This window comes from Nonomuraea sp. NPDC004186 (assembly GCF_053603495.1).
Genome location: NZ_JBSGFQ010000212.1, coordinates 1 through 12,442, shown reverse-complemented (window position 1 = coordinate 12,442; position 12,442 = coordinate 1). Strand labels below are relative to the sequence as shown.

Sequence of the window (12,442 nt, the reverse complement as noted above, 5' to 3'; positions counted from 1 at the left end):
GTCGTCTTCGACGTGGCCGAGCGCTGCCTGCCCAGCGGCACCATCACCTGCGCCGCCGACCAGCTCAAGAAGGAGACCGCCAGCAGCTGGCCGGACGTCCCGTTCGACCAGATCTGTGACTCCGGCGTGAAGTGCACCGACCGCCTGGCCCCGACGTTCTTCAGCCGCAAGCGCCTGACCAAGGTCACCACGCAGATCCTGTCCGGGAGCGCGTACAGCGACGTCGACTCCTGGGCGCTGAAACACCAGTTCCCCGCCACGGGTGACGGCCTCAGCCCGTCGCTCTGGCTGGCCTCGGTCCAGCAGACCGGTCATGTGGGCGGCACGATCACGGCGCCCAGGACCACGTTCGTCGGCGTCCAGCTCGCCAACCGAGTGGACACGAACGAGGGCCGCGCCCCGCTGGTCAAGTGGCGCGTCCAGTCGGTCAACAACGGGACCGGCGGCGAGTTGCGGATCAACTACGCCCCCGCAGAATGCAAGGCCGGCGAACTCCCGGCGGCCGACAAGAACACCAAGCTGTGCTTCCCGCAGCGCTGGGCACCGTTGAACGAGGCCGAGGTCAACGACTGGTTCCACAAGTACGTGGTGTCGCAGATGATCGAGGTGGACCGCATCTCGGGCTCGCCCAACGTGGTCACCAGCTACGAATACCTGGGCGGCGCCGCCTGGCACTACGCCGACAACATCCTCGTCAAGCCCGAGCACCGCACGTGGTCGGACTTCCGCGGGTTCGGCCGGGTACGGGTGCGCGAGGGCGACGGCCAGGACACCAAGCGCACGCTCACGGAGTTCCGCTACTTCCGCGGCATGGACGGTGACAAGCAGGCCGACGGCTCCAAGCGCAGCGCGCAGGTCACGGACACCGAGGGCGTCAAGCTCGACGACCTCGACCAGTACTCCGGCTTCGAGCGCGAGGAGATCCTTTACGACGGGGACGGCGGGGCCGTCCTGAGCGCGAGTGTCGAGCAGCCGTGGTCGGTGAAGACCGCGGAGTCCACACAGGGCGGCGTCACCAAGGCCGCGCACGTGGTCGAGGCCAAGTCCACGGTCACCCGTAAAGCGTTGCCCGGCGGTACCTGGCGGCGTGTCGGCGAGGAGCGTACGTACGACACCAAGGGCCTGCTCACCCAGGTGGAGGAGAAGGGCGACCTGGCCACCACCGACGACGACCAGTGCACCCGCTACACCTACGCCCGCAACGACACCAGCTGGATGCTCGACTACACCAGCCGCGTCCAGAAGGTCGCCGCGAGCTGCGGCACCGCCGTCTCCACACTGGCCGACGACGAGGTGATCTCGGATGAGAAGGTCCAGTACGACGGCAAGGCGTACGGCCAGGCCCCGAGCAAGGGCGACGTGACCTCGGTCCAGCAGGTCGTTTCCGGTGACGGCACGACGATCACCGACAGGACCCACACGTATGACGTCTACGGCCGCGAGACCAGCGAGATCGACTCGCTCGGCAACAAGTCCGTGACCAGCTACACCCCGGCCACGGGTGCCCTCGCGACCGAGATCGCCGAGACCAACCAGCTCAGCCACGTCAACCGCACGATCCTCGAACCGGCCTGGGCCGAGCCCGTCGCCGAGATCGACACGAACAACCGCCGTACCGACCTGGAACACGACGCGCTCGGCCGCCTGACCAAGGTCTGGCAGCCCGACCGCAGCAAAGAGGGCAACCAGACGCCCAGCACCGAGTACGCCTACGTCATGCGGGACGACGGCCCCAGTTACGTCACCACCAAGACGCTGCGCGCCGATGGTGGCTACACCGCCAGTCACGAGCTGTACGACGGTCTGATGCGCGAGCGCCAGACCCAGGAACCCGCGCCCAGGGACGACCAGACGCAGGACCCCGCACTGCGTGACGGACGCACGATCACCGACACCTTCTACAACTCCCAGGGCGAGGAGTACAAGTCGAACTCCGGCTACTTCGCCACCGGCACGCCCTCCACCGACCTGCTCGCGGTCGCCGACACCGACGTGCCGAACCAGGTCGTGTCGACCTTCGACGGCGCGGGTGAGGTCAACGCCCAGATCCTCATGGCGAAGGGTGCGGAGAAGTACCGGGTCACGGTCAAGCAGGAGGGTGACAGGGTCCACATGACGCCGCCGGCGGGCGGCACGGCGACCACCCGCATCGGCGACGCCGAGGACCGGCTCATCGAGCTGCGCCAGTACAAGGGCGCGACCCCGGCAGGCGAGTACGAGTCCACCAAGTACACCTACGACGTCGCCGGCCGGTTGTCCACGGTGACCGACTCGGCAGGCAACGTGTGGCGCCACCACTACGACATGCGCGGCCGCGAGATCAAGACCGAGGACCCCGACCAGGGCGTCACCACGATGACGTACAACGACGCCGACGAGGTCGTCAGCACGACCGACTCCCGCGGCAAGACCCTGTGGTACGTCTACGACGAGCTGGGCCGCCAGAAGGAGTTGCGCGAGAACTCCGCGACCGGGCCGCTGCTGGCCGAGTGGAAGTACGACGCCCTGGCCAAGGGCCACATGAACGCCAGCATCCGGTATGTGGGCGGGCAGGCGTACAAGGGCGAGATCGACGCCATCGACGTCGACTACCGCCCGCTCCGCGAGACGGTCACCATCCCCGAGCGGGAGGGCAAGCTGGCGGGCACGTACCAGCTCAACACCCGCTACACGGCCGACGACAAGGTCCAGTCGGTCAGTTTCCCCGGCGTTGCGGGACTGGCAGAGGAGCAGGTCGTCTACACCTACGACGAGCTCGGCCAGCCGACCAAGGTCACCGGCCTGTCGGCGTACGTGGGCGCGGCCCGCTACTCCAAGATGGGCGAGACCCTGCAGTACGAGCTGGGCGAGGCGGGTAAGAAGACCTGGCTCACCTACACCCATGACGAGGCCACCCGCAGGCTGACCAGCATGCGGCTGGACCGGGAGGGCACGGCCAAGACCGACTTCGACGTCAACTACACCTACGACGCGGTCGGCAACATCACCAAGATCGCCGACAAGGCGACCGGCCAGGACACGCAATGCTTCAAGTACGACCACCTGCGCCGCCTGACCTCGGCCTGGACGGCCAACGACGACTGCGCCAGCGGCAGCCTGCAGTCCGACAAGATCGGCGGCGTGGCCCCGTACGCGGTCAGCTACGCCTACGACTCCACCGGCAACCGGACCAAGGAGACCAAGCACGCCTGGGGCGGCGCTGGTGAGACCGTCCGCGACTACACCTACCCGCAGGCGGGCGGCAAGCAGCCGCACGCGCTGCAAAGCGTCGGGTCGGACCTGTTCGAGTACGACGCCGCGGGCAACACCACCAGGCGCAAGGTCGGAAACTCGGACCAGAGCCTGGTCTGGGACGCCGAGGGCAACCTGGAGTCGGTGACGGAGGCGGGCAAGACGACGTCGTTCGTCTACGACGCGGAGGGCGACCGGCTCATCCGCAAGACATCGACCGACGCCACGCTCTACATCGACGACATGGAACTGCGCTTCGACTACGCCAAGGACGTCGTCGAGCAGACCCGCTACTACACCATCAACGACGAGCCCATCGCGGTACGCACGCCGGACAACCAGGTGTACTTCCTGGCCGGTGACCACCAGGGCACCGCGCAGGCCGCGGTGAACGCCGGCAACGGCGATCTGGCGGTACGGAGGACTACGCCGTTCGGCGAGGACCGGGGCTCGCCGCCGCCATGGTGGCCGGGCCAGCGCGGGTTCGTCGGCGGCACGAAGGACGGGACGACCGGGCTCGTCCACCTCGGCGCCCGCGAGTACGACCCCAAGCTCGGCCGGTTCATGTCGGTGGATCCGATCATCGACGATGTGGATCCGCAGACCCTCAACGCCTACGCCTACGCCAACAACAGCCCCGTCACCATGACCGACCCCGACGGGCAGTGGTTCTGGATCGCGCTCGCCATCGGCGCCAGGTTCGGGGCCCGCTACCTCGCCAAGAAGGCGGCCCAGCGCGCCGCGAGGCGTGCGTACCTCCGAAAGGTCAGGGAGAGGGCCATCAAGAAGGCCAAGGAGAAGGCCGAGGAGGAGGCCAGGAAGCGGGCTTTGGAGGCCGCCAGGAAGCGAGCCAGGGAGGAAGCCAGAAGGCGGGCCGAGGCGAAGGCGTTGAAGCGTGCCCAGGAGGCCGCCAGGATCCGGGCTCGGGAGGCCGCCAGGCGGGCTCGGGAGGCCGCGGCGAAGCGACGGGCCGCGGCCGCGGTCCGCAGAGAGGGGCAGAGGGCGGCTCGCGAGGTGAGGGCCGAGCGACGAAAGCGGGCGGCGATGGCCCGCCGCCACCGTCGGGCCGGCTACGTACCCAGAGGAATCCAGCAGGCGCGCTCGCGTCCGGCGCGGCGTCCGACCAGCCACAGGTCGACGCAGCGGCAGGCGCCGCCCAGGGCGAACCGTCAGCCGGCGCGGCCACGGCCCAGCCAGGTCTACCGGAACGACGGCAGCGTCCAGCCGACCCAGTCCTACACCGTCTACGGCAACGGCCGGATGTATCCGCAGGGCAGGCCGCCGTCGAACCTCCCGCGCGGCGGTACCGGCCAGGGTGAGAAGCAGATCTTCAAGCCGGAGCAGATCGAGATGGAGGTCAACACCAAGAGAGGGGCGACCACGCACCTGGGCTTCCGCGGTGGACAGCTCGGCGACGACATCGCTGACTTCTTCGACGGCTGGTTCGGTGGCGGTTTCGGCTGATCCTGCCGTCGTCAGCTGATCGATGACCGGCGCGGGGCCTTCGCGGCCCCGCGCCGGTGGTGTTCCCGGATCCCCGGGCGCGGGCATGGCGGGGTTGCCCTACCAGATCGATAGGTGCGCCCGGCAATGCGGCGGACCGGCGTGAAAGAAAGCATCGATCGTGGTTCCCGTCGGCCCCGAGCCCGATCAGGCCGGGGATCCCGCCTTGGAGGTTATCGACATACCGTTCCACAATGCGCCGGGTGACGCACTGGCACCGGCCCTTGGTGCTGATGGTCGCCACGATGCTGGTGGTGGCGCTCGCCTCGCTCATCGGCGTGGTGGTCGAGCAGCGTGTGCTGCTCGGCGTGCCGATATGGATGAAGCCGCTCAACCCCATCCACCCGGTGATCTTCATCGATCTTCTCGGGTTCTTCGAGGTTGGGCCGGTCCTGGGCGATGCGCGTGACGTCGAGCGTCATCGACCTGCCGTCGCGGACGATGCCGAGCTTGACGGGGCCGGGGCCGGGCCCGCGCCGAGGGCATGGAGCTGGTCGGGGAGAACGGGCTGCTGGGCCGGCTGACCAAGCTGGTCCTGGAATCCGCCCTGGAAGGCGAGATCACCGACCATCTCGGGCACGACAAGCACGAGCGAACCGCTGTGGACGTGTCGTAACAAGCCGCTGACGTCGAAATCGGGCAGGTTAGGTCCGAGATGAGCCTGGCGGGTGCCCGTCTATTGGCCAGGTGGTGTCCGGCATGGAGGCGGCGCGAGGCGGCGCCTCATCGCAACGGCCCACCGCTGATCGATCGCCTCTCCACGCGCTCGAACATCCTCGCGCCGGACTCTCACCATGCTCGGCATGCTGGGGTCTACATGCCTGACGTGCCTGACAGACCTCCAAGCGGCTGACCAGACAGTTCGCTCGACAACCCCAGATAACGATTGTTGTGCGGGCCGTAGCGGGCCGCCAGCTGCTGGTGTCGAGCTTTGCCCAGCAGGCACAGTGGCACTGGACCCGAGCTTGGTCCAGGAGATGATTGCGATCGTAGTACCGGCGAGACTCAAGGGTTCGGCCCGCTGTCCCTGCCGGTCAACCTCGGCCTCTCCGGGCACTGAAGCACCGTCGTCCAGGTCGCTGGGTCGCCGGGGTCAGCCGGTGCCCCACCTGCCCGGGCCTCCGCCGCCGAACCACGTCTGGATCTCGTAGCGGTGCTCGCGCGCCCACCGCCTCCCCGCGTCGGCGAGTCCCCGCGAGCCGCAGTTGAGGTAGTCGGTCGCGATCTCCGCCGTGCCGTACCGGTCGAGGAGGGCTTCGAGCTGGTCGAGCGACTCCGGCCGGCCCACCTTGATCGCGGACCTCAGGACCGCCCGTGGCTCGCCGACGCGCACCGCCCTGGCCAGCGCGAAGGCGTAGACGTCCGGGTCGTGGCCGCGCAGCAGGGCGCAGAGCCCGGCGGCGGAGCCGGAGTCCGTCCAGGTGCGGTCGGGCATGGGCACACCGGGGTACGCGGGCGGACCGATGTGTCCCCAACTGTGCGAGGGGTGGACCAGGCCCGCCAGGTCGAGAAGCTGGGACTCGGCCGTTCGCACCTCGGCCATCAGCGGCGGGGTCAGCCCGAACCGGTTGCGCAGCCCGGCATCCGCGCCCCGGGCGAGCAGCGCTTCGACGGCGCTCCAGTCGCCCGCGTAGTACGCCTGGTGCAGCAGAGTGCCGCCATCGGCGTCCCGGTCCCGATCGGGCGGCTTCTGGCCGAGAGGCTTGCGCTGGTGGACGACCTCGTCCACGAAACCGTACGCGAGGGCCTCCTCTGGGCCGAACGAGCGTTCCGCCCTCATGTCGGCGAGGACCCGCTCGACACCGCGCCCGGTCCGCTCGGCGGTCACCAGCGCCACCTCGCGCAGGGCCGAGCGCATCCCCCGGTCGTCCGGGAACCTCTCGGCCGCGTCCGGCGGTGGCCGCCTCATGACGCGGGCGTCCGGCGGTCGCCGCAGCACGAGGCGGGCTTGGGGGAACGCGTGGCGCTTGCCCCTGGCGCCTGCGGCGAGGACGAGCAGCCCCATGTCCGAGATGAGTCCCGTCGCATACGTCGCGACATCACACCCGACAGAGCCGATGACGTCGACGAGGTCGAGGCCGGCCTGGACCGGACCGCCCACGGACTCGATCAGCAGCACGATGTCGGTCAGCGAGTCGTCCCGCGCCAGCGAGAGCACTTCCGCGGCGATCCGCTCGGTGCCGCCGGGCTCCAGCGCCCGGCCGAGCAGGATCGTCCGCTGCCGCGACGACTGCTCGCGCGGGCGTTCCTGCTCGGTCCGGTCCGCGGACCTCTGTGGACCGGGGTCGCCCGGAGCGGGCCAGGGTTCGGTCATCGCCGTTTCCACCGTGCGTTGAGATCGGCTGCCAGGAGCTTCGGCCTCAGTTGTACCGCTGCGCCGAGGGCCTGTCTCGCCGTTCGCCGAACTGTACGCGGTGGCGGCGGCCTACTTCAGGGGGAACGCCCTGACAAGGGTGTGCCCGACCCGGAGCACGTTCCCTGGATCGACCCCGACTCATCCGGCCTGGCGAACGGCCCGGTGTCAGCGGCTTCACCGATCAGAAATCCTCCGCCACGTCGTCAGTTCTGTTAGCCCTCGCACCGGTGGAAGGATTGATGACCATGACCGACCCCAGACCGCTGGGCGCCGACGAGGCCACGTTCCTCGCGGCGGTCCGCTCAGGCGACACGGATCGGTTCGCACTCATCACGGAGCGCCACCGGCGTGAGCTGCAGGTGCACTGCTACCGGATGCTCGCGAACTACGAGGATGCCCAGGACCTGACGCAGGAGACGTTCCTGCGAGCGTGGAACAAGCGGGAGTCGTTCAAGGGCCACGCGGCCCTGCGGACCTGGCTGTACCGAATCGCGACGAACGCCTGCCTCGACTTCCTGGACAAGCGCAACGACCGCACCCCCGTACCGTCCGGGCTGCCGGACCCCGGCTCCGAGGTGCTGTACCTGCAGCCCTACCCCGACCGGATGCTGCCCGAGGACCCGCAGGAATCGGTGGTGGCGCGGGAAACGATCGAGCTGGCGTTCATCGTCGCCGTCCAGCACCTGCCGCCGCGGCAGCGGGCGGTGTTCATCCTGCGCGACGTCCTCGGCTGGCCGGCGTCGAAAGCCGCCGACGCCCTCGAGCTGACCGTCGCATCGGTGACCAGCGCACTGCAGCGGGCCCGTGGGACGATGCGGGAGCAGCTGCCCGACCGCCGCCTCGACTGGCGGAGCCCCGCCACCCACGAGCTGTCGAATGACGAGCGCGGCGTGGTGAAGTCGTATATCGACGCTCACGAGCGCAACGACCTCGACGGGCTGATGTCCCTGCTGCGCGACGACCTGCGCTTCGCGATGCTGCCCGAGCCGGGAACCTCGGTCATCACGGCCAAGGACGCGGTGGACGGCTGGGTCTCCGGTGGGCTCTTCCAGCGCGGCCACGACGACTGGCGCTGTATCACCACGACGGTCAACCGCATGCCTGCCGCCGTGCTGTACCTCCGCACCCCCGACGACCCGGAGTACCGGCTATTTACCATCGCGGTCCTGCACATCGTCGACGGGAAGATCGCCGAGCTCACCGGCTTCGACGCCACCGACAAACCATGGCTGGGCCTGCCCCCGACACTGTCATCAGACAAAAGCCCCATCGTCGACGAGTCCAGCGCACGGGCCGCCGTCACCAAAGTCACCGCGGAATGAGCACTCCGACCAGCTGAACACCAACGCGACAACGCGAACACCACCGCCCCGCCGGCGTTGCCGGCGGGGCATCTTTATCCCCGAAGAACATCGTCACGATCAACGACGCCGTCGCCCTCATCTCCAGCAAGTCGGTCAACAGCTCACTCGGAACGCAAGGAAGGGCCCGGGAAGGTTCCCTCATAGCCGAGGGTCACGGTGAGCACGCCAGGAAGGATTCCGACCTGGCCTCACGAGCCGAGCATCTGGCCCGCGCTCATCGCCTCGTCTCGTATCGGGTCAGCACCACGCCGCCGGGAAACGTCCGCGTCTCCACCAGGTTCAGGTTCACCCAGCTGTCCAGGGCCGTGAAGAACGGCGTGCCGCCGCCCAGCAGGGTCGGTGCGGTGACCAGCACGTACTCGTCGATCAGCCCGGCCCGCATGGCCGCTGCGGCAAGTGTGGCGCCGCAGATGTCCATGGGGCCGCCGTCTTCGGCCTTGAGCCGGGTGATCTCGGTGACCGCGTCGCCGGTGACCAGGCGGGTGTTCCAGTCGACCGTGCTGGTCGTCGAGGAGAACACCACCTTCGGCATGTCTCGCCAGCGGCGGGCGTACTCGATCTCCGCCGGTGTGGCGCCGGGCTGCTGGTCGGCGGTCGGCCAGTGGGAGCTCATCGTCTCCCACAGTTTTCGTCCGTACAGCGCCAGGCCGGTCGCCCCCACCCGGTCGGACCACCACTGGAACAGCTCGTCGCTCGGTACGCTCCAGCCGAGGTCGTCGCCGGGCGCGGCGATGTAGCCGTCCAGGCTCAGGTTCATGCCGAAGATCAGTTTCCGCATCGTGCCAGCCTCTCGTGAGTCGATCTCACACGTACAGACGGGCACGGCTCGGAAACCTAATCGGTGCGCGATCTGCGTCCGCAGGTAGTCCTCGCGTTCCGGACTCGGCACGGCGTACTCGGGCTGGGCTCGAGCACTACCCACCGGATCTCGACTTCACCCTCGTACGGGCAGCGGCGCACCCATGGCCAGCTCTCCCCGACCGCTGCTGCCGTCTGCCCGGACGGGAAACCCTTCCACGGCCACCTGCAACAGAGGCTGTCTACTTTCGCAGAGGCGTTGCGGTAGCGCTCGACGCGCTCGCTGCGCGAGCAGGAGTGTGAGCGATCTGGGTCCCCGAACGCCTGGTCACACAGCTATAGCGCCGGCCAGGCCCCCTCACCGCGCTGGAGATCGCCAACCAGTTCCCGACGCTTGGGCATCTCGCTCGGCGACCAGCGGCCGCACGTGCCCGGCAAGATCCGCGAGTACCTACCTCTCCCAGCGCCGACGCAGTTCCCGGGTCGCTCTGCGATGATCGGCAGGCCGCGCCGCAGCGCGCTGGGTCGTCTCGGCGATTACACCGTCGAGACCCTGAGCCCAGGCTGCGCAACATGCTGGGAGAGGCGGTCAACGTTGCCGTGACATCACCGCAGCAGCGGCCACGCGGCAGCCCTCGAAGCCGAGCGCATCGAGCTGCTCGGCGGCGCAACGCAAGCCGATCTTGTCTGGCGCGCCCAGGCCGAACCGGTTGTCAAAAGCGTGCGATGCCACAGGCATCACCGTAGAGACTCGCGCACGCTTACGTCAGGCGGTGGTCTGGTTGCCCCGGTTTGCGGTCTCATGTGAAGACGCCTCGCCGTCCTCGGCGAGGAGCCCGCAAGCTGGCGCGGCGTGAGACCTGCCGGTCGTTCAGATCGCGGCGGCGCTCGCCGCCAGCTTCGCAACGGCGCGAAGCTGACATTCCTGTTGACTCTCGGACAGGTCATTAGTCATGCTCTTCTGCGTCGGATCTGCGCGAGCCCTTGATCCGGATCGTGTGTGGCCGGGTATTACGTCTAGGAAAACGAGGGCGGCGGAGTGGGCAAACAGAACCTTGATCTGAACGTTCGACTGGGACGAATGAGTCCAAGGGGTGTGGTCACGTTTAGTGGTCGTAGGAGGTCAGCGATCGCTTGATTGGCTGGCCGGTCTCGTCGTTGTGCCAGATGGCCGCGGTCAACGCGAGCACCCGCGCCGTACGCGCACGATGACGCCAGCATGAGTACGGCCGCCGTGGCGTTCCAGGTCAAGTGGCCTTTAAAGGTCTGGTTGATCGACTCGGTGGTCTGGCGCAGGGGCCGGAACAGACGTGCTCCGGCCCGTTCGGGTTCGCCCTTGCGGGCCGGGCGCAGCAAGGTCAGATCACGTACCGCTGCACCTTGCTCGAATGCGCGACCGTAGTAGTTCTTATCTCCATGATCGTCTGGCCCGGATGATCGGCCACCACGTCGCGCGCATCGTCGAGCATCCCGAGCAGGGTCTCGCGCTCGTCGGCCTTGGCCCCGGTGAGCGCAAAGACTCGGCGGCAGCCGCGTCATGGAGCCGGCGCGGACGCCGCTCGGCCGGATCGCGGTGTTCGCCGACGCCGACGGGAACCTCGTCGGCGTACTGAGTCGCTGACAGCCCGGACAGGAGGGAACATATGACCGACCCCGACCCGATCCGGCACCGCGACGCCGGCCTCTGGTCGCTGGTCCACGCCGAACGGGCGGCCCTGGCGGCCAACCCCGGCGCCCGGCGGCCGAGCTGTCGAGAGCGCGGGTGACGGTCTCCATTACGGGGTAGTTGACCAGCAAGAACGCGTACTGTGACAGAGCCGGCGCGGGGGTTGGCATGGATTACGAGCAGTTCTTCAAGATCGTGGAGCAGCAGATCGGCGGGGGAAGCCAGGCCGTGGAACGGGCTGTGCAGGCCACGCTCCGAACCCTCGCCGAGCGGCTCTCGAAGGGGCAGAGCCGGGATTTCCAAAGAGAGCTGCCTCCCGAGTTGATGCCCTGGCTCTACACCGACACGGACGCCGATACCTTCGACGTCGACGAGTTCCTGCGGCGCGTCGCCGAACGCGAGGGTGTGGACCTCGACACAGCAGACCGGCACGCCCGTGCGGTCTTCTGGGCGATCGGGCAGGCCGCGAGCCCCGACGAGATCGCCGACATGGTGGCCGAACTCCCGGACGACTTCGAGCCCCTGGTCGCGGAGGCCCAACGGCGGTTCGTCGAGATCGTGCCGGTCGAGGAGTTTCTGGCCAAGGTCGCGAAACGGACCGGGCTCGACCCCGAGGGCGCACGCCGGGCCACCGAGGCGGTGCTGGAAACGCTCGCCGAGCGCATCGCTCCGGGCGAGGTCGACGACCTGATCAGCCAGATCCACGTCCACCTGCACCCGCCGCTGAAGCGCGGCAAGGCCGCAGGCCCCGGCCGGGCGGCGCGCATGTCCGTGGACGAGTTCGTGCAGCGGATCGCCGAACGGGAGGGCGCCTCGCCGGCGATGGCTCGCGAGCACGCCCAGGCCGTCTTCGGTGTGCTGCGCGAGTCGATCTCCAGTGAGGAGTACTTCGACGTGACCGCGCAGTTGCCCAACGAATACTGGCAACTGCTGCCCCGCCCATAGGGATCTCCTCCGGCGCGGGTCTCAGGGGCCGGAACCCTGGGATAGAGCTGCTTGTCACCAGTGCGGTGGCCGGTTGCCTGTCGCCGGTGCCGCGAGCGGACTGCTGGACGCGGGTGCCGGCGTGTGGGTGCCAAGAACTCGGCCGCCCTATGCGGCCTGCGCGTATTCGTGGATCAGGCCGCCGAGGCGGTCACACCGGATGACCTCGATATGGTCCTCGACCGAGTCGGGAAGGGCTCGCAGCGGAGCGGCCTGGCCCAGGGAGCGATGCGGGCGATGCTCATTGAAGTGAGCCTCGTACGCAGCCAGCACGCGCCGTAAATGGCGGGCGTTGACGATGAGGATCCGATCGAGGAGTTCTCGGCGCAGGCCACCGATCCAGCGTTCGGCAAACACGTCGGCCCGCGGAGCCCGAGGTGGCGACTTGAGGATGCGGATGCCTGCGGCCGTGAAGACTTCGTCGAACATCGTGGTATCCCGATCGCGGATGAGTCCTTCATATCGCTGCGGGACGCCGGTTCCGGCGTGAAAATGGGGGCTGGTGGCCGTCTGTGACGTCGTGGTTTCTTGGTGCCGGTT

General features: G+C 68.5%; 9 protein-coding genes and 2 pseudogenes. 6 read left to right on the top strand and 5 right to left on the bottom strand.

Annotation, left to right across the window (positions count from 1 at the left end; translation table 11 throughout):
- The 3 genes and pseudogenes from ACWEPL_RS63250 to ACWEPL_RS63240 form a co-directional block, all read left to right on the top strand.
- Window positions 1-4,695 (top strand): RHS repeat-associated core domain-containing protein (locus ACWEPL_RS63250; RefSeq protein ID WP_452442526.1); only part of this gene is annotated, 4,695 nt, incomplete at its 5' end.
- Between the two features lie 233 nt (window positions 4,696-4,928).
- Window positions 4,929-5,258, top strand: coding sequence for a hypothetical protein (locus ACWEPL_RS63245; protein WP_452442524.1), 330 nt, complete (start codon window positions 4,929-4,931; stop codon window positions 5,256-5,258).
- A pseudogene (locus tag ACWEPL_RS63240) lies at window positions 5,201-5,329 on the top strand (IS256 family transposase); the annotation flags it as partial. The gene ACWEPL_RS63245 and the pseudogene ACWEPL_RS63240, both read left to right, overlap by 58 nt.
- A 498-nt stretch (window positions 5,330-5,827) precedes the next feature.
- Here ACWEPL_RS63240 and ACWEPL_RS63235 read toward each other — a convergent pair.
- Entirely contained in the window at window positions 5,828-7,048 is a 1,221-nt protein-coding gene (locus tag ACWEPL_RS63235; RefSeq protein ID WP_452442522.1) for an ATP-dependent Clp protease proteolytic subunit, read from the bottom strand.
- Between the two features lie 287 nt (window positions 7,049-7,335).
- On the opposite strand from ACWEPL_RS63235, the gene ACWEPL_RS63230 reads away from it, so the two are divergent.
- Entirely contained in the window at window positions 7,336-8,412 is a 1,077-nt protein-coding gene (locus tag ACWEPL_RS63230) for an RNA polymerase subunit sigma-70 (protein WP_452442520.1), read from the top strand.
- Window positions 8,413-8,668: 256 nt separating this feature from the next.
- On the opposite strand, the gene ACWEPL_RS63225 is transcribed toward ACWEPL_RS63230, so the two are convergent.
- The 3 genes and pseudogenes from ACWEPL_RS63225 to ACWEPL_RS63215 form a co-directional block, all read right to left on the bottom strand.
- On the bottom strand, window positions 8,669-9,232 hold the full coding sequence (locus ACWEPL_RS63225; RefSeq protein WP_452442518.1) for a dihydrofolate reductase family protein: 564 nt from the start codon (window positions 9,230-9,232) through the stop codon (window positions 8,669-8,671).
- A gap of 609 nt (window positions 9,233-9,841) precedes the next feature.
- Entirely contained in the window at window positions 9,842-9,985 is a 144-nt protein-coding gene (locus tag ACWEPL_RS63220) for a hypothetical protein (protein ID WP_452442516.1), read from the bottom strand.
- A 373-nt stretch (window positions 9,986-10,358) separates the two neighbouring features.
- Window positions 10,359-10,769, bottom strand: a pseudogene (locus ACWEPL_RS63215) (IS982 family transposase); the annotation flags it as partial.
- A 126-nt stretch (window positions 10,770-10,895) separates the two neighbouring features.
- On the opposite strand from ACWEPL_RS63215, the gene ACWEPL_RS63210 reads away from it, so the two are divergent.
- Together ACWEPL_RS63210 and ACWEPL_RS63205 are read left to right on the top strand one after the other, a co-directional pair.
- Window positions 10,896-11,018, top strand: coding sequence for a hypothetical protein (locus tag ACWEPL_RS63210; protein ID WP_452442515.1), 123 nt, complete (start codon window positions 10,896-10,898; stop codon window positions 11,016-11,018).
- A 68-nt stretch (window positions 11,019-11,086) separates the two neighbouring features.
- The gene (locus ACWEPL_RS63205) at window positions 11,087-11,863 is read left to right on the top strand and encodes a DUF2267 domain-containing protein (RefSeq protein ID WP_452442513.1); all 777 of its coding nucleotides are present in this window, start codon (window positions 11,087-11,089) and stop codon (window positions 11,861-11,863) included.
- 147 nt (window positions 11,864-12,010) lie between these two features.
- On the opposite strand, the gene ACWEPL_RS63200 is transcribed toward ACWEPL_RS63205, so the two are convergent.
- On the bottom strand, window positions 12,011-12,442 hold a 432-nt coding region (locus ACWEPL_RS63200; protein ID WP_452442511.1), incomplete at its 5' end, for an integrase core domain-containing protein.